The sequence below is a fragment of the Marinimicrobium sp. genome, from assembly GCF_002695945.1.
GTDB lineage: Bacteria > Pseudomonadota > Gammaproteobacteria > Pseudomonadales > Cellvibrionaceae > Marinimicrobium > Marinimicrobium koreense.
The window spans coordinates 1-16,870 of record NZ_NZQP01000011.1 but is presented as its reverse complement, the minus strand read 5'-3'; the positions used below and the strand labels follow the sequence as shown (position 1 = coordinate 16,870).

The following is a 16,870-nucleotide window of genomic DNA, read 5'->3' as shown; positions in this document are numbered from 1 at the left end:
CTTATCCGCCCTACGCGAACTCCGTGCTATTCGTAGGGCGGATAAGCGCGAAGCGCGCATCCGCCGTGACAATCCCCCTACCGACGCAACGCGTCCAACTCCTCCCGAAACCACACCATCCATTCGAGAAACGCCCTCTGAACCTGCATGGCCGTCAGGGGACTGTTGCGTTCATTCAATGAGCGATCGATCGGCTGCCGGCTGGTCATGGTGGCCACCAGATCGCCGGATACACTGTCGTACAGATCGAGCGTCAGCAACATCACAATGGTGCCACGCGGCGCCCCGGAACCTTCCTCCGGCGCCTGAACCGCCTGGCGCAGCTGCCCTCGCACCTCCAGCACACTCGGCCCGGGATCCATGGCGAGAGCATAATCTCCGCGCATCACCAGGGTATGCACCAGGGACTCGGTATAGGTCTGACGGAAAAACTGGCGATCGTTGCTATTCAGGTCTTTGAGCGGTAACTCCCGGCCGGCCGGGCGCCACTGATCCAGGTTCAGCGCCGGCACCCGCAGGGAGTTGTAGCCGCTGAAATCCACCCCCGGCACCACAAACACACCGTCCAGTGCGGGGTCATCCAGGGTGGCCACCAGGGCGTCGTCGTCACCCGTCGACCCGGCGCGCTCACGCTCCTCGGATTCCGGCGTACTGGCGCAGCCCGCCATCAGCAGGCTTACGGCCAGTAAGCCAAGCCAGCAAAAACCACCGGAAATACGACGCTGCATAACCCGCCTCTTCTGATCAGTCTACAAAGACCCGGGCATTGCGGAACATACGCAACCAGGGGCCATCATCGCCCCAACTGTCCGGGTGCCAGGAATTGGTCACCGAGCGGTAAACCCGCTCCGGGTGCGGCATCATGATGGTGACCCGGCCATCGCGACTGGTCACCCCGGTGATGCCTTTCGGCGATCCATTCGGGTTGGCCGGGTAGCGCTCGGTCACCGCCAGGTGATTGTCGAGATAACGCAGGGATACCAGGCCACTGGTGTCACACTGTGACAACTGATCGGCGGAAAATTCCGCCCGACCCTCGCCGTGGGCCACCGCCACCGGCAGATGAGAACCGGCCATGCCCTTGAGCAACACCGACGGCGATTCGTCGATACGGACCAGGCTGACACGGGCCTCGAACTGTTCGGAGCGGTTGCGCACAAAGTGCGGCCAGTGCTCAGTCCCCGGTATCAGGGACTTGAGGTTGGACATCATCTGACAGCCGTTGCACACGCCGAGACTGAAGGTGTCCGCCCGGTCAAAGAAGGCGGCAAACTGATCCCGGGCGCGGGGATTGAACAGAATGGTTTTAGCCCAGCCCTCACCGGCACCCAGCACATCACCGTAGGAGAAACCACCACAGGCCACCAGCCCTTTGAACTCCTCCAGCGAACGACGGCCGGAGAGAATATCGCTCATATGCACGTCCACCGCCTGGAAACCGGCGCGATCAAACGCGGCCGCCATTTCCACCTGACCGTTGACGCCCTGCTCGCGCAGCACGGCAATCGCCGGGCGGGCACCGGTCTGAATATAGGGCGCGGCAATGTCCTCGGCGGGATCAAAGGTCAGCTCGGCGCTCAGGCCCGGATCATCGCTCAGCAGTTGTTCAAACTCCTGGCGGGCGCACTCGGGGTTATCCCGCAGGGCCTGCATGCGGTAGCTGGTTTCCGCCCAGAGGGTTTGCAGAATGGCCCGGGACTGATCAAAGATCAGCTCGCCGTCGGCTTTGAGGTGCACCCAATCNTCATCATTNGGCTGGCCGATNACGCTGGCGGGTACCCCGGCCTGCTCAAAGCGGGCNAGCACNGNATCGCGNTNTTCNCGCCGGACCTGCAATACCGCANCCGGCTCNTCACTGAACAGCGCCGCCAGAGCGTCGTCACCCAGCCCGGTCAGGTCNGCNTCCAGGCCGCANTGGCCGGCAAAGGCCATCTCCACCAGGGTCGCNAACAGNCCNCCNTCACTGCGGTCGTGNTANGCCAACAGCTGCTCNTCGGCCAGACTNGCCTGAACCGCGTTGAAAAANCCTTTCANNTGNTCGGCGCTGTCNAGGTCCGGGGACTGNTCACCCATCTGGTTATANACCTGNGCCAGAATGGAACCGCCNAGGCGATTNTTGCCGTTACCCAGATCCACCAGAATCAGGTCGGTNTCNCCNTTATCCAGNNGCAATTGCGGGGTGACCGTCTGNCGGACATCCAGCACGGGNGAGAACGCNGANATCACCAGCGACAGCGGCGCGGTCACNGCNTTNTCCTGACCNTCNTCCTGCCAGGCGGTGCGCATGGACATGGAGTCNTTNCCNACCGGAATGGTGATNCCCAGNGCCGGNCACAACTCCATACCCACCGCCTCGACGGTGCGGTAGAGTTTTTCGTCNTCGCCCTTNTGGCCCGCCGCGCACATCCAGTTGGCGGACAGCTTGATGTCCGANAGCTTCTCGATGCGGGTCGCNGCAATGTTGGTNATGGCTTCGGCAATNGCCANCCGACCCGAGGCCGGCGCNTCCAGCAGCGNCACNGGCGTGCGCTCGCCCATGCTCATGGCTTCGCCCCGGTAGCTGTCGTAACTGACCGTGGTCACNGCGCAGTCCGCCACCGGCACCTGCCAGGGGCCGACCATCTGGTCNCGAGCNACCATGCCGGTNACCGAGCGATCACCAATGGTGATCAGGAAGTTCTTGCTGGCCACCGCCGGNTGCTTGAGCACCCGCTCGGCNGCNTCATTGAGGTCCAGCTCGGCNGTGCCNAANCTCTGGGTGGCCGCCTGATAGCGCTCGGCGCTGCGGTGCATNTTGGGCGGTTTGCCAAACAGCACGGACATGGGCANATCNACCGGCTTGGCATCGAAGTGNTTGTCGTTCACCAGCAGGTGCTTCTCGCTGGTNGCCTCACCCACCACNGCNTAGGGGCANCGCTCGCGCTGGCAGANGGCTTCAAAGCGCTCCAGNTCTTCGGGCTGAATGGCGAGTACGTAGCGCTCCTGGGATTCATTACACCAGATNGCCAGNGGGCTCATGCCCGGCTCGTCNTTGGGNACATTGCGCANCTCNAANGCGCCNCCGCAGCCACCGTCTTTCACCAGNTCGGGGAAGGCGTTGGACAGACCNCCNGCACCCACATCGTGAATAAAGGCNATAGGNTTCTGGGCGCCCTGCTGCCANCAGCGGTCAATCACTTCCTGACAGCGACGCTCGATTTCCGGGTTCTGNCGCTGCACCGANGCGAAGTCCAGATCNTCNGTGGAGCTACCCGAATCCATAGAGGAAGCAGCACCACCACCCAGGCCGATCAACATGGCCGGGCCNCCGAGCACCACCAGTTTGGCGCCNGCNNTAAACGGCGGCTTGTCGACGTGTTCGGTTTTGATGTTGCCGTAACCACCGGCCAGCATGATCGGCTTGTGGTAGCCGCGACGCTCGCCGTCAAAGTCGTCCTCGAAGGTCCGGAAGTAACCATTGATGTTGGGACGGCCAAATTCGTTGTTAAAGGCGGCCCCACCAATCGGGCCCTCCAGCATGATGTCCAGGGGGCTGGCGATACGGCCGGGGCGACCGTAGCTCTGTTCCCAGGGCTGCTCAAAATCGGGGATCTGCAGGTTGGAGACGGTAAACCCGTTCAGGCCCACCTTGGGCTTGGAACCCCGGCCCACGGCGCCTTCGTCCCGGATTTCACCACCGGCACCGGTACCCGCTCCCGGGAAGGGGGCAATGGCCGTGGGGTGATTGTGAGTCTCCACCTTCATCAACAGGTTGATCGGCTCCTGATGGAAGCCATAAGTCTGNGANTCCGGGTCCGGNTAGAAGCGCCCGGCTTCCGGCCCCTCCACCACCGCCGCGTTATCGGCGTAGGCGGACANCACCTGCTCGCCGCCCTGCTCGTGGGTGTTCTTGATCATCTTGAACAGGCTGCGCGGNTGATCTTCGCCGTCCAGGGTCCAGGANGCGTTGAAAATCTTGTGGCGGCANTGCTCGGAGTTCGCCTGGGCAAACATCATCAGCTCGACATCCACCGGATTGCGGCCCAGGCCCTGGAAGCTCTCCACCAGGTAATCGATCTCATCGTCCGCCAGGGCCAGGCCCAGCTCCCGGTTGGCCACCACCAGNGCCTCGCGGCCACCGGAGAGGATATCCACGCTGGTTTGCGGCGCNGGCTCCTGCTTCTGGAACAGACGGCTGGCCTGCTCCAGCTCCGACATCACGGTTTCCACCATCCGATCGTGCAGCAGCTCGGCGATGGCCGAGTGATCCGTGTCGCCAAATTCACCGTTNACATAGAACGCTGTNCCGCGCTCCAGGCGACGAACCTGAGTCAGACCGCAGTTGCGGGCGATATCCGTCGCCTTCGATGCCCAGGGCGAAATGGTGCCGGGACGGGGCACCACCAGAAACAGCTGGCCGTCGTGACCCGCCTCGGTTTCCGGTTTGGGGCCNTAGGTCAGCAGTTGGGCCAACGTCTGTTGCTGGTCGTCCGACAGGGGACTGTCCAGGTCGGCAAAGTGCACATATTCGGCGCTCAGGCCAGTAATGGCGGGAACCCGGGCCTGCAGGCCGGCCAGGAGTTTTTCGGAGCGGAAAGACGAAAGTGCGGGGGCGCCGCGCAAAATCAGCATGTCGATCAGGACCTCAGAGGTTCGGAGGGTTTTGAAGAGGGCGCAATTGTACTTGAAATGTCCGCCAATGGCAGCTCTTACCGGGCGCCCACCTCGCACGCCCNACGGAACCGTTCGTCGGGAATCTGGCACCCAAGTCGACACAGTCCGCCTGATCGGCTAAAATTTGAACAGNTGNCANGCCGCATAACCCATTTTTGATCAGAAAACAAGCTAGCAGTTCACAGCCACAAGCTTTAGAATTGCGCAAATTTTGCACGGGCCAGATGGGATCTGGCGCCACATCCGACAACATCGGAGAGGAGAAGCCGTAAATGGAAGTCCGCAAAACCCCCCGCCTTATCCAGGCGGCCGCCAAACATCTTTTCAGCCTGACGNTCATCAGCGTCAGNCTGCTTCTGGTCGGCAGCAAACTGCCCACCACCCTNGAGCGTGTTTACGCCTTGGGCGAATTGCGCGTGATCTCCCGCAATGGCCCCACCACCTATTATGAAGGTCCCCACGGCCAGACCGGTTTTGAATACCTGCTGCTGCAACAGTTCGCCAATGAACTGGGCGTGCGTTTGGTGATTGAGGATGAAGAGAGCCTCGACACCATGCTCACCAAGGTCGGCGGGGGCCAGACCCACTTTGCCGCCGCCGGACTGAGCATCACCGAGCGTCGCCGCCAGCGCGTGCGCTTCAACCAACCTTATATGACCATCCGCCAGCAGGTGCTGTATAACAGCCGCAAGCCGGCGCCCCGTTCGGTCGAGGACCTGATCGGCAAAGACATTCTGGTCATCGCCAACTCCTCCCACGCTGAGCGTCTTGAAGCCATCAAGACTCACTACCCGGCCCTGACCTGGCGTGAGTCCTCCTCAGTCGAAATGATCGACCTGCTGGAAAAAGTGCACAGCGGTGAAGTGGACTATGCCATTGTCGACTCCAACGCCTATGAACTGAACCGCCATACCTTCCCGCGCGCACGGGCAGCCTTTGACCTGGGCGCACCTCAGGAGCTGGCCTGGGCCTTTCCCCGCAGTCGGGATGAAAGCCTGTACCAGGCGGCCGAGGAATATCTGGACCGAATCAAACAGGACGGCACCCTGGCGGCCATCAGCGAGCGGTTCTACGACCACATTGATGAAGTCACCACCGGCGGTGCCCTGCTGTTCTCCTACCGACTGGAAAAGCGCCTGCCCCAGTGGCAGACCCTGCTGCAGGAAGCCGCCGACGAATTTGACCTGGACTGGCAGCTGCTTGCCGCCATCAGCTACCAGGAAAGCCACTGGAACCCCGACGCCCGCTCCCGCACCGGCGTGCGCGGGCTGATGATGCTGACCATGGCCGCCGCCAGCGACATGGGCATCGATAACCGGATCGACCCCAAGCAGAGCATTCACGGCGGGGCCAAATACTTCCGCAACCTGTACGATCGCCTGCCCGAGCGCATCCAGGGTGAAGACCGCACCTGGCTGGCACTGGCGGCCTACAACGTGGGCATGGGNCACCTGGAAGACGCCCGCAAGATTACCCANGCNNTGGGCGGCGACCCGGACCGCTGGGTGGATGTGCGCGAACACCTGCCNCTGCTNGCCAAGCGNTCCTACTACAAGTACACCCGNCACGGCTACGCCCGNGGCTGGGANCCGGTGACCTACGTGCGCAACATCCGCAACTTCTACAGCATCATNGCCTGGCATCAACAGCAGGAACAGCGACAGATTGCCGCGCAGGAAGCGGAAACCGAACAGCAACGCATCCAGCGTAAAGTCAGCAGTAACCGNACGCTGAANATGCCNCTNTCNGTGCTCTGACTCCNNTACCACCNGNCACCAGAGCGGGCGCCATTTATGGTTTAATGGCGCCATGAACGANACCCCTCCCCCACAAGCCCCCTACCGTGTGCTGGCNGAACCCTGTCAGCACACCCTGGAAGAAAAGCGCAGCCTGTTCCACACCTACCTGTTTCCGGTTCAGGAGCGCGACCAGGCACTGGCCCATGTCGAGGNACTGCGCCANTCCCAACCCGGNGCCTCCCACTATTGCTGGGCCTATATTCTGGGCCCNGCGGACCANCCNCGCAGNCAGGCNTTCAGCGATGACGGTGAACCTTCCGGCACGGCGGGNAAACCCATGTTGCATGTNCTGACCCAGCGNGGCGCNGGCGATACCCTGGCGGTGATTGTGCGGATTTTNGGNGGCGTGAAGCTCGGCGCTGGCGGGTTGGTGCGCGCTTACGGCGGCGCGGTATCCCAGNCGCTGGATCTCGCCCNGTGGCGAGAGATCACCCCGAGCACCGAGATCAGCATTACCGTGGACTTCGCTCTGGAGGAGCGGATTCGACACTGNGCCCAACAGCGCGGGCTGGNNGTNATTGANGTCGACTANCAACAACAGGTNCGNCTGACCCTCGCCGTGCCCCAGGCCGAGGTGGGNGCNTTACAGGACGAGGTTCAGCAGCTGACCAGCGGCCAATTTCAGTGGCAACCATAGTCGGCACGGGGAGCGGTTTCATGCCGCGCCCCGGCCAACTCAGGTAGATACCGCCGGCGCCGAGGACCGTATCTGCCAGACGCAAAGCGCCACCACCACAGCGATAACCAACGGCACCATGGTCAGGTTCAACACCACCCATCCCCACAGATGGAACAGCGTGCCCGCCAGCAGNGAACCGATNGCCACCAACGACAGNACGATCAGGTCATTGATCCCCTGAACCTTGCCCCGCTCGGACTCCGAGTGAGTGCCGGCCAACATCACGCTGCCNCCNACAAACAGAAAGTTCCAACCNATGCCCAGCAACACCAGGGCCACCCAGAAGTGGGCAAAGCTCNCCCCCGAGGCCGCCGTTGCGCTCGACAGNAGCAGCGCCCCGGCACCGGCCATCAGCACCCGNTAAAGCCCCAACCGGGCGATCAGNCTTCCGGTGAAGAACGAGGGCACGAACATACCNAGNACNTGCCACTGCATGATNGTGGCNACCTGCCCCATCTCGAACCCTTTGGAGAGCATGGCCANAGGCGTCGCGGTCATGACCAGAATCATGATCGCGTAGCCGACCGCGCTGGCCAGCACAGCCACCTGAAANCGACCCTGNCCGGCAATGTCCNTCATGGGCCGCANCACNTCGTCGGNNNGNGGCTCACCCTGNGGNGGCACNCGCAATAGGGCCAATAACAGGCTCGCCANCACCGCGAGAAACGCCATCACCAAATAGGGCCCACCATCGGGTACCNAGGTCAGCCACTCATAGTTGGCGCTGGCATTCCACGGNCCNAGAAAGGCNGCCGCNACACCCCCGGCCATGACCCAGGANATGGCGCGACTGCGAATCGCCGGACGGGCCACATCCGCNGCGGCAAACCGGTAGTACATGGCAAANCCCTGATACANCCCCACCAGNANGTTACCCAGGCAAAAACCGATGAAGGTGCCCTCCGCAATGGACCAGAATGACAGAAGGCTGCCNGCCAANCCNCCCAGCAGTGCCCCNACCAGAAAGCCCGGNCGGCGCCCTACCCGCTTCATNAANAGCGACGCNGGCAAGGTGGACACCACCGCGCCNACCATGGTCAGGGCAATCGGCAGNGTGGCCAGTGACGGAGTGTCGCTCAGNCGGCCACCGACCACGCCACTGAGCGTCATCACGGTAATGGCCGCCACCATAAACAGCGTCTGATTGACCACCAGAATCGCAATATTGAGTATTTCCCGGCGTGTTTCAGATCCTGTCACTCGTCGTTCTCCATCATTTTGAATTCCTGTTTGCCAGCATCACAATCNGGACGCGGGCAAAGATTTTTTTGACCCAAGCTGGCATCATGCGCACACAGCTTACCCGCAACCGAGAGCTTCCAATGCGCCGCCCTTACGGACCAACCCCACCNCGAGACGCCAGCATACCCCGCCTGAACCTGCGGGAGGTATGGGGTTATCTCTGGCCCTACCTCTGGGACTTCAAAGGTCGGGTGGTCCTGGCCATTACGGCATTGCTGGCCGCCAAAGGGGCNACNCTNGCCATGCCCTGGGCGCTCAAGCATATCATTGATGGNGTGGACCGAAGCCTGCAGCCCGAACTGGTACTGCCCATCNCCTTTCTGTTGATCTACGGGTTTTTGCGCTTTGGCGGGGTATTCTTCGGNGAGCTGCGGGACGCCATCTTCAGNCGGGTCACCGAGCGGGCCATGCGCCGGATCGGGCTGCGGGTGTTCGAACACCTGCACCGGTTGGAGCTGAACTTCCATCTGAGCCGACAGACCGGCGGCATCAGNCGGGATATTGAGCGCGGCACCAGTGCCANCAGTTTTCTGATGCGCTTTCTGATGTTCAANATCGTGCCGACCCTGTTTGAAATCGTCATGGTCNCCGCCATTTTTACCCTGGCGTTTTCCGTCTGGTACGCCCTGATCATTCTGGTGGCGGTGATCATCTACATCGGCTTTACCGTGGTCACCACCGAGTGGCGCACCCGCTTTGTNCGCGAGGCCAACCAGGCCGACTCCTCCACCAANACCCGNGCNGTCGACAGNCTGCTCAACTATGAAACGGTGAAGTATTTCAACAACGAGACCTTTGAGGCCCAGACCTACGANACCTTTCTGGAACAGTGGGAAAAAGCCAAACTCAAAAACCGTCTGTCNCTACTGGCNNTGAACTCCGGGCAGGCATTGATNATCGCCGCNGCCATTACCGGGATGATGATCATGGCCACCCANTCGGTCATCGACAAAACCATGACCCTGGGTGACCTGGCCATGGTCAACGCCTATATGATCCAGCTGTTCATTCCCCTGAACTTTCTCGGTTTTGTGTATCGGGAAATGCGNCGGGCGCTGACGGANCTGGAAAACATGCTGGGCCTANTGCANCGCGAACCTNNCATTGAAGATGCACCCGANGCTCGCGANCTGACGGTGCAACGAGGCGAGGTGCGNTTNNACCAGGTGTCGTTTGGCTACCACACCGATCGGCCGATTCTCAAAGGCCTGGACTTTCANGTGCAGGCCGGGCAACGGGTCGCCATCGTCGGCGCCTCNGGCGCCGGGAAAAGCACCATNGCCCGACTGCTGTACCGGTTTTATGACATCGANGACGGNCNCATCACCATTGATGGNCAGGACATTCGCNAAGTGACCCTGGACAGCCTNCGCCGTGCCATTGCCATCGTTCCCCAGGACACGGTTCTGTTCAATACCAGCATTCGGGAGAACATCGCTTACGGNAANCCNTCGGCNTCNGATGANGCCATNGANCGGGCNATTCGNATGGCCCACCTGGANGGNTTTATTGCCGCCCTGCCCCAGGGNGATCAGACNNTGGTNGGNGANCGGGGNCTGAANGTNTCNGGNGGCGANAANCAGCGNATCGCCATCGCCCGGGTNCTGCTCAAGGGCGCACCGATTCTGATTTTTGACGAGGCCACCTCCGCCCTCGACTCCCGCGCGGAAGCCGCCATTGTGGCCGCCATGCGGGAAGTGTCTTCCGGGCATACCAGCCTGGTCATCGCCCACCGGCTGTCGACCATNGTCGACGCCGACACCATTCTGGTTCTGGACGAAGGNANACTGGTGGAACAGGGNGATCATGCCCAACTNCTGCAGCGCGGCGGGCGCTACGCCGAGCTTTGGGCTCTGCAGCAGTCAGAACACGAGAAAGCGCCGGGGCCGATCAACGGGGANTAACCCCGAGCCNCATCANTCCTGCTCAGCGGCTTCGCGCAGCGCATCGTACCGCTCGACGGCGTTGCGGTGCGCCTCGAATGCCGCCTCCCGGTTCTCGAACTCGTACATCTGGCGGATCGTACAGTGATCNCCCCCGGCATAGACCTTGTGCATGCCGCCCCCGCACACNTCGCTGAAGCGCTCTTCAAACAGCGCGGACGGCGAGGTATCCAGCGCGTTNCAGCCCGGCATCACNGTNGCCAGGTAATAATTGCGCCGCCCGTCGATGGAAATCACGTCGTGATCCAGAACGCCATAGCCCCGGATATCACTGTGACGGACGCAGGCACGGCCATTCTGCCCCGCCGTCTCNGCCAGCACGTCATAAAACGACGGGACCGACTCACCGGTCGTGGTACAGGCGGACAGCGCGGCCAACAGCGGCGCGGTGGCGCACAGCTTCCATAGTTTCATAGCTCACCTCTCTGAATCATCGACATCAAACTGGCGCANGAAATCATTTCTCTTGACCCTTTAAATGTTAATCACTATCATTTGCATCATCNTTGTCATGTATTTCTGTTCNACACACCNTAGGAGTATCACTACTGTGTCTTTGTTCCGTCCTTCNCTGTTGGCCGTNGCNGTGGGCTCGCTGCTGGCTTCCGGCTACACCCACGCCCAGTCTGCTACCCCTGAAATCCAGGAAATTCAGGAAATTCAGGTGACGGGGCAACTGTCCCGCTATTCCGCCCTGAAGTCCGATACCCCGATCATGGAAACCGCNCGCTCGGTGTCGATTGAAGGGCTGCAGGACATCATCGACAAGGGNGCCATCACCCTGGACGATGTCTTCACCTACTCTTCCGGTGTTTACGGCAAAANCTACGGCTTNGCCACCCGGGGCGACTGGGTAAAGGTGCGGGGCCTGGACGTGCCTCAGTATCAGGATAGNCTGCAATCGCTGTTTGGCAATTACAANAACACCCGCCCGGACGTCTANACCCTGGAACAGGTNGANGTNCTCAAAGGCCCGGCNTCGGTATTGTACGGCCAGGGTTCTCCCGGCGGTATTGTCAATGTGGTAAGCAAGCTGCCCAAAGCCGANTCCGCGCACGAANTCCTGGCNGAACTGGGCAGCTTCGATCGCCAGCANNTGGCNTTCGACAGCACCGGCGCCATGGANTCTGACGAACAGTGGCTCTATCGGGTGGTGGGNGTCTACCGCGATACCGACACCCAGGTNGATCAGGTGGATGAAAATACCCGGGTATTCGCGCCGTCGATCACCTGGCAGCCGANNCAGCAGACCCGGGTCACCGCCCTGCTCAACCGCACCGAGACCGACAGCGACGTCGGCGCCCAGTTTCTGCCGGTGTATGGCACCCTACTGCCGGCACCCAACGGCCAGTTTATCGACAACGACACCTACACCGGCGATCCGGACTTCAACTACTACGACACCGAGACCACCTCGTTCACCCTGCTGGCGGAGCACCAATTCAACTCGGTATGGAGCCTGGAGCTGACCTCCCGCTACACCGATGCGAAGGCCGACTATCAGCAGGCCTGGACCGCGTTCATCGGCGGCGACCGTTACGTGCGCAATACCGATGGCAGCCTGTATGGCGACGGGCTGGTCCCGCGCTCCTTCTATGGCAGCAAGTCCACCTCGGAACAGGCGGCACTGGACGCCCGCCTGCGCGCCAATTTCCAGACCGGTGCCCTCTTCCACGAAGTGCTGATCGGCACCCAATATCAGGATGTGACTCTGGGTGAAAGCGGCTTTTATGACTATGCCCGTGGTTACGATGTGGCAACCGGAGCCGTGCTGGATGACAGCACCTGGATCAACGTGTTTGATCCTCAATACGGCAATATTCCCCCCGCCAGCGAGTTTACCTACGCCGCTTCACCGGACAGCACCACCGAAGACCTGGGCCTGTATATCAATGACCAGATCAGCGTGGGCAACTGGCGCATCACCGCCGGGGTACGTTTCGACGATACCGAAACCAACAGCGGCACCAGCTCCCAGAGTGACGATGCGGTCAGCACCAGTGTCGGCGCCCTGTATCAGTTTGATAATGGCCTGTCGCCCTACGTGAGCTTCGCCGAGTCCTTCGATCCGGTGATCGGAACCAACGGTCGCGGCGAACCGCTCGAACCGCAGGAAGGCGAGCAGTGGGAAGCCGGCTTCAAATATCAGCCCAGTGACTTCCCCGCCATGGTCACCCTGGCCTACTTTGACATCACCCAGTCCAACCTGAACGACCCCAGCTCCCTGGTGGGCGAGTATCAGCAAAAACGGGGCGAGGCTTCAATCACCGGTGTGGAACTGGAAGGTATTGTGTTCATGGGTGACTTGAGCCTTGAGCTCAACGCCAGCCAGTTGGATACCGAGAGCGCCGAAGGCTATCGACTGGCCAGCGTACCGGAGCGGCAGGCGTCCACCTGGCTGACCTGGCGCCCCGGCGGTTTCGAAGGCTTCAAAGCCGGTGCGGGCATTCGCTACGTGGGCGAGAGCTGGGACGGCATCGATCAGCTCCGCACGCCCTCTTACACCCTGGGCGACCTGATGATCGGCTACCAGACCGGCCCCTGGGACCTGACCCTGAACGCCCGCAATGTCGCCGATAAAGAGTTCCAAGCCACTTGCCTGGCTCGGGGCGACTGCTTCCCCGGCGAAGCCCGCTCAGTGGTTGGCCGGGTCCGCTATCAGTTCTGATTCCCCCTTCACGCCGCAGGGATGCGGCGCTACTTCTTGGGAGCCGGCGGCACAAACACCCGCCAGGGCTTGCCCTCACAGCGATCAAAGTTCTTGCAGGTCGGCAGACAGCCACGACAGGGAAGGCGGTGCGGTGATTCCGGCTTGGATACAGGTTGGTTCACATCAGACTCCGATTGAATGACTTGCTGGCTCTGTTTACGTTCCGGAACCGCATACAGATAACTGTAGCGTATAAGTCGGGCCAGTTATCAGGCCAGACACTGATCTTGCACCCGCCCGACACCTCCCTGGCCCGACCTCCCCTCTGCGCTCGATTCCCAGCCGACGGCCCTACCCTGGTATACACTGAAAGAAGTAATGGCAGGTAATCTTTTCCCAAAAATCGTACGTAAAAGTCGTGTCGTCTGAGCAATCGTGCTATGCCATTACATACGGGGGGACACTTACATGAAAACGTCTACAGCTTTACTATCGGCCGCGCTCCTACAGGCCCTTTTTCTGCAACCCGCACTGGCGCAGGACGGAAACACCGCCCTGGTGCCCCTGCCCTCGATTGACGACTTCACCCAGGGTGAAGATGGCTTCGCCTTCGGCCTTGGCCTGGCTGTTGAATACGAAACGGCCTACGAAGGGTCCGATGAATTCGGCGTCGAAGTCGACCCCGCAGGCGCGGTGCAATGGCGCAACGACGACGATATTTTCTTCTGGGCCGGAGAGGCACTTGGATGGCGTGGTCTTCGCTCAGACACCTGGCTATTTGAGGCCGTTGTGGGCTTCGAAGAAGGTCGAGAGGAAAGCGACTCCGATGACGGCCGGCTGGATGGCCTCGGCGCTACCGATGAGTCAATGGAATTTGCGTTGCAAGCGCGCCGGGCGTTCGATGCCGACTGGCGTTACTGGCTCGATGGCCGATTGGTGACCAGCGACAACGGAACCCTGGGCATCTTCGGCGTGGGCCGCCGCTTCGGCGACCAGATGGACGGCACCGGCTCTGAACTGGCGATTGTAGCGGTGTACCACGACAGCGACCTCGCCAATACCGAGTTCGGCATAACCCCCGCGCAGTCCGCCGCCTCGGGACTGGCCGAGACGGAACTGAGTGGCGGCTTTCGCTCAATTGGGCTGAATTACAGCTACCGCAACTACATCCGTGAGAACTGGCAGATCTTCGGCGAAGTGCTCTATGAGCATTTCAGTAGTGATATTCAAGATAGTCCGATCGCGCGTAGTGACTATGAAGCCGAAGTGGGGGTTGGGTTTATTTACGTGTTCTAACTGACGGCGCTGCCAACCTGGCAACGCTCAGCGTGTACCCGCCATCAATTGCGCGACGGAAGGAATGGCAATTGATGGCGGCGTCAACCGCGCTTGTAGATGTGCTTTCGATGGCCAACCTTCACAACCGTTACGACAAGAAGCTCATCCACCACTTCATAGATAATTCGGTACACACCCTGCCGGATTCGATAACGCTCCTGTCCCGAGAGTTTTTCACTGCCGATTGGGCGAGGATCATCCTGCAACGCCTCCACGCGCTGAAGAATGCGAGCAACATCTTTGTTGGGGATTGAGCGAAGGTCTTTCGAAACGGATTTCTTGAAAACAAGCTTATAGTTTGCCATGAGCCTTCAAATCGTTCAGCAACGCCTCATAGCTCATGGTTGGTTCAGACACCCGCTCTTCAAACGCGGCCAAGTCTTCCTGATCCTCCGCCAATGCCGCCCGAACCGCATCGTTAACGATATCGGATAAGGAGCGGTGCGTATGCGCCGCCTTCAGCCGCAGCGCCGCATGTAACTGAGGGTCAAAATAAACCGTAGAACGCTTTGATGGCTCGCTCATGGAATTCTCCAGATATAACGACATTGACGCACTATAGCGTCATGACATCAAAGCGTCAAGCGTCACCAACGTTAAGTCCGGAATGGAGAGAGGCGACTAACGGGCTTTTCTTTGCGCGATGTACTCCAGCGCCTCTGGGTCGGCGTTGATCTGTCGCTCCAGAACTTTTAGCAGCGTTGCCCTTGAGACATAGCGATGCGAGTCTGCGCCGTATGTGGAGGTTCCCATAATGAACGCCGCCAACACTAAATACTTCGTGTAATCATGAAAGTCCGGCAGGAAGGTCGACAAAGCCGCCATTGCCGCAATCAGTACCGCCAGCGCGTATATGACGTTTGCGTAGGAGAATTTGTCTTTAGCTTTTAGGTACAGCTCTATGTCATCTTTTGTCATAACCGGCTCCCTGATGAGCAACACTGTTTGCCGAAAACCCTGTAAACACAAAGCACCAAATCCGACAACGACACCAATTCAGAAATAAAACGCTAGAGGGGGTTATCTACTTATCGAACTGGCGGTTTTTTAACATTATTTCATCAATCTCTTTTTTGATTTTACTGGCGCCGCCAACACGCGTAACTATGCAATGAGGGCGTAGCAGCAACGGAAAAGTTGTCGTGATAACTGACTTTTTATAATACGATTTTATTTTTTGAAGTGATTTTGCACATACTCGACGAGCTTCGGCCCTTCAAGCTTATCCGTAGCTGGGTTTGTGCGAACATAAAACTCTTTACCGTCGAGATAGCACGGAGAGGTCGCTGGTTTGCAGTCAACCATCAACACATTAGCATTACCGAGCCCCACCAGTCGATGATTAATATAAGGGTAATTTTGTTCGCCTACTCGTTGCTTAAGCTGGTTTTTAAAATGTAGCAGGAATGCATCTGTGCTCTTGTGAAACTTTTCCACCTCGCACCTAACCCCAGGAATGTCTCCCGAGTCAGCCACGCCAATCAAAAGGACTCCCCCATTCGTATTAAGAAACGCAACTATTGTCTTTAGTGCTGAAAGCTCGATGTACTTTTCCTTTGTTCCCTTTCGTACATCAAGGCTGAAACTTTCCTTAAACTCAAGGGTTTCAGACTCTCCCTCCCGAGCCAAGCTCATGACCTTATCTGCTTCGGTAAGACCGCCAATCGTTTCCAGCATACCGTCTACTTGCCCCCGGATTGCGGAGGCACGTCCGGGATTCAGAGCGAGTTCTCTTTGAAAGTTCGCAATAGCCGTTCTCAACGCTTGAAGCTGGCTATGCGAGCGCACAATTTCCTCCTGTTCCTTTAAGCTTGGAACTGCAAATTGCGCTTGAGAAAGATCAGATTTTGTTATCCGCGGTATTACTGTCCCACGCGTCAGAGATCGCAATATCAAAAGGCCTAGCTCGGAGCGAAAGAGGCTGTAGCGTACTGACTATTGACTGCATCCGACAAAACAACCTGAATGAGGTTGTGATGCTTTATCGTCACCGATGAGAGGTTGTCGGTAACGAGGGACGTCCCGACAGTTGGCACATAAATCGAATTGTCCTTATGCTCGAACGACTCTCTGGACCGAACCGAATTTATTTCAAGAGAGACCTCACCTAGCGCAAAGCTCTTGTAGTCATTATATTGGGTCTTGAGGCGATCAATCTGAAGCCGCGCCTTCAAGCTTTCGAAGCCATCAAATCTCCCATCCGCAAGCGACATTCCTTCATACAGAGAATTCGACTCCGGCTCATCGCCCCGACTAAACGCTTGAGCGATTTCGACAGCTTGGCTCTCATCCCCCAACTCAGCAACAAAAAGGCTCGAACGATCTTGTCGACTAAACGCGACAATTACTGGCCGAATGGCGGATCTAGTCAGTAGCTTTGGAGGAGCATTAAAGACACCATTTAAATAGAAACCCTCGTTCGCCAATGCTTTCTGAAACCTTGGCCCCTCCGAGATCCCAAGCGCGGTTGTAGTGGTCAAGTGTTTTAGGCCACCGTCTTTTGAGTTTTCCAGTAGGTCTGCTCTGCCACATTAGGCGGCAGACCGTCGTTGTGCTTATGCGGCCG

The 16,870-nt window shown here is 59.3% G+C and carries 15 protein-coding genes; 5 read left to right on the top strand and 10 right to left on the bottom strand.

The features are described 5' to 3' along the window. Positions 1 to 77 precede the first annotated feature (77 nt). The gene (locus tag CMG77_RS00820) at positions 78 to 728 is read right to left on the bottom strand and encodes a DUF3313 domain-containing protein (protein WP_286805708.1); all 651 of its coding nucleotides are present in this window, start codon (positions 726 to 728) and stop codon (positions 78 to 80) included. Between the two features lie 16 nt (positions 729 to 744). After that, on the bottom strand, positions 745 to 4,611 hold the full coding sequence (gene purL, locus CMG77_RS00815; protein WP_286903439.1) for a phosphoribosylformylglycinamidine synthase: 3,867 nt from the start codon (positions 4,609 to 4,611) through the stop codon (positions 745 to 747). A 314-nt stretch (positions 4,612 to 4,925) separates the two neighbouring features. Here purL and mltF point away from each other — a divergent pair, with 314 nt between their 5' ends. Both mltF and CMG77_RS00805 read left to right on the top strand, forming a co-directional pair. Beyond that, entirely contained in the window at positions 4,926 to 6,410 is a 1,485-nt protein-coding gene (gene mltF, locus CMG77_RS00810; protein ID WP_286903438.1) for a membrane-bound lytic murein transglycosylase MltF, read from the top strand. Between the two features lie 52 nt (positions 6,411 to 6,462). Continuing rightward, positions 6,463 to 7,089, top strand: a complete 627-nt coding sequence (locus tag CMG77_RS00805; protein WP_286903437.1) for an IMPACT family protein — start codon at positions 6,463 to 6,465, stop codon at positions 7,087 to 7,089. A 39-nt stretch (positions 7,090 to 7,128) separates the two neighbouring features. Here the strand turns inward: CMG77_RS00805 and CMG77_RS15670 are convergent, their stop codons facing one another. After that, a complete protein-coding gene (locus CMG77_RS15670; protein ID WP_353743436.1) occupies positions 7,129 to 7,710 on the bottom strand; it encodes an MFS transporter in 582 nt (193 codons plus the stop codon). 743 nt (positions 7,711 to 8,453) lie between these two features. On the opposite strand from CMG77_RS15670, the gene CMG77_RS00800 reads away from it, so the two are divergent. Beyond that, on the top strand, positions 8,454 to 10,277 hold the full coding sequence (locus CMG77_RS00800) for an ABCB family ABC transporter ATP-binding protein/permease (protein ID WP_286903436.1): 1,824 nt from the start codon (positions 8,454 to 8,456) through the stop codon (positions 10,275 to 10,277). Positions 10,278 to 10,289: 12 nt separating this feature from the next. On the opposite strand, the gene CMG77_RS00795 is transcribed toward CMG77_RS00800, so the two are convergent. Further along, the gene (locus CMG77_RS00795; protein WP_286903435.1) at positions 10,290 to 10,730 is read right to left on the bottom strand and encodes a DUF6491 family protein; all 441 of its coding nucleotides are present in this window, start codon (positions 10,728 to 10,730) and stop codon (positions 10,290 to 10,292) included. 64 nt (positions 10,731 to 10,794) lie between these two features. Between CMG77_RS00795 and CMG77_RS00790 the strand changes: the two genes are divergently transcribed. Then, the gene (locus CMG77_RS00790) at positions 10,795 to 12,984 is read left to right on the top strand and encodes a TonB-dependent siderophore receptor (RefSeq protein WP_502691706.1); all 2,190 of its coding nucleotides are present in this window, start codon (positions 10,795 to 10,797) and stop codon (positions 12,982 to 12,984) included. A 29-nt stretch (positions 12,985 to 13,013) separates the two neighbouring features. Here the strand turns inward: CMG77_RS00790 and CMG77_RS00785 are convergent, their stop codons facing one another. Beyond that, positions 13,014 to 13,148 (bottom strand): hypothetical protein, encoded by a 135-nt coding sequence (locus CMG77_RS00785; protein WP_286903433.1) that lies wholly within the window; start codon positions 13,146 to 13,148, stop codon positions 13,014 to 13,016. Positions 13,149 to 13,434: 286 nt separating this feature from the next. On the opposite strand from CMG77_RS00785, the gene CMG77_RS00780 reads away from it, so the two are divergent. After that, a complete protein-coding gene (locus tag CMG77_RS00780; protein WP_286807228.1) occupies positions 13,435 to 14,262 on the top strand; it encodes a MipA/OmpV family protein in 828 nt (275 codons plus the stop codon). Positions 14,263 to 14,345: 83 nt separating this feature from the next. Here the strand turns inward: CMG77_RS00780 and CMG77_RS00775 are convergent, their stop codons facing one another. From CMG77_RS00775 to CMG77_RS00755, 5 genes are all read right to left on the bottom strand, one after another. After that, a complete protein-coding gene (locus CMG77_RS00775; protein WP_286874945.1) occupies positions 14,346 to 14,609 on the bottom strand; it encodes a type II toxin-antitoxin system RelE family toxin in 264 nt (87 codons plus the stop codon). Further along, complete coding sequence (locus CMG77_RS00770; protein WP_024460554.1) at positions 14,596 to 14,829, bottom strand: RH3 domain-containing protein; 234 nt, start codon at positions 14,827 to 14,829, stop codon at positions 14,596 to 14,598. The genes CMG77_RS00775 and CMG77_RS00770 overlap by 14 nt, the downstream gene beginning before the upstream one ends. 96 nt (positions 14,830 to 14,925) lie before the next feature. Further along, on the bottom strand, positions 14,926 to 15,222 hold the full coding sequence (locus tag CMG77_RS00765; RefSeq protein WP_024460555.1) for a hypothetical protein: 297 nt from the start codon (positions 15,220 to 15,222) through the stop codon (positions 14,926 to 14,928). A gap of 252 nt (positions 15,223 to 15,474) precedes the next feature. After that, the gene (locus tag CMG77_RS00760) at positions 15,475 to 16,194 is read right to left on the bottom strand and encodes an RNA-binding domain-containing protein (protein WP_286807229.1); all 720 of its coding nucleotides are present in this window, start codon (positions 16,192 to 16,194) and stop codon (positions 15,475 to 15,477) included. A gap of 11 nt (positions 16,195 to 16,205) precedes the next feature. Then, the gene (locus CMG77_RS00755) at positions 16,206 to 16,784 is read right to left on the bottom strand and encodes a hypothetical protein (RefSeq protein ID WP_286903432.1); all 579 of its coding nucleotides are present in this window, start codon (positions 16,782 to 16,784) and stop codon (positions 16,206 to 16,208) included. Positions 16,785 to 16,870: the final 86 nt, after the last annotated feature.

Excerpts from the sequence above, each read along its gene's own strand:
- CMG77_RS00775 (WP_286874945.1), bottom strand. The coding sequence starts at position 14,609 with ATGGCAAACTATAAGCTTGTTTTCAAGAAATCCGTTTCGAAAGACCTT.
- CMG77_RS00820 (WP_286805708.1), bottom strand. The coding sequence starts at position 728 with ATGCAGCGTCGTATTTCCGGTGGTTTTTGCTGGCTTGGCTTACTGGCC.
- CMG77_RS00765 (WP_024460555.1), bottom strand. The coding sequence starts at position 15,222 with ATGACAAAAGATGACATAGAGCTGTACCTAAAAGCTAAAGACAAATTC.
- CMG77_RS00780 (WP_286807228.1), top strand. The coding sequence starts at position 13,435 with ATGAAAACGTCTACAGCTTTACTATCGGCCGCGCTCCTACAGGCCCTT.
- CMG77_RS00770 (WP_024460554.1), bottom strand. The coding sequence starts at position 14,829 with ATGAGCGAGCCATCAAAGCGTTCTACGGTTTATTTTGACCCTCAGTTA.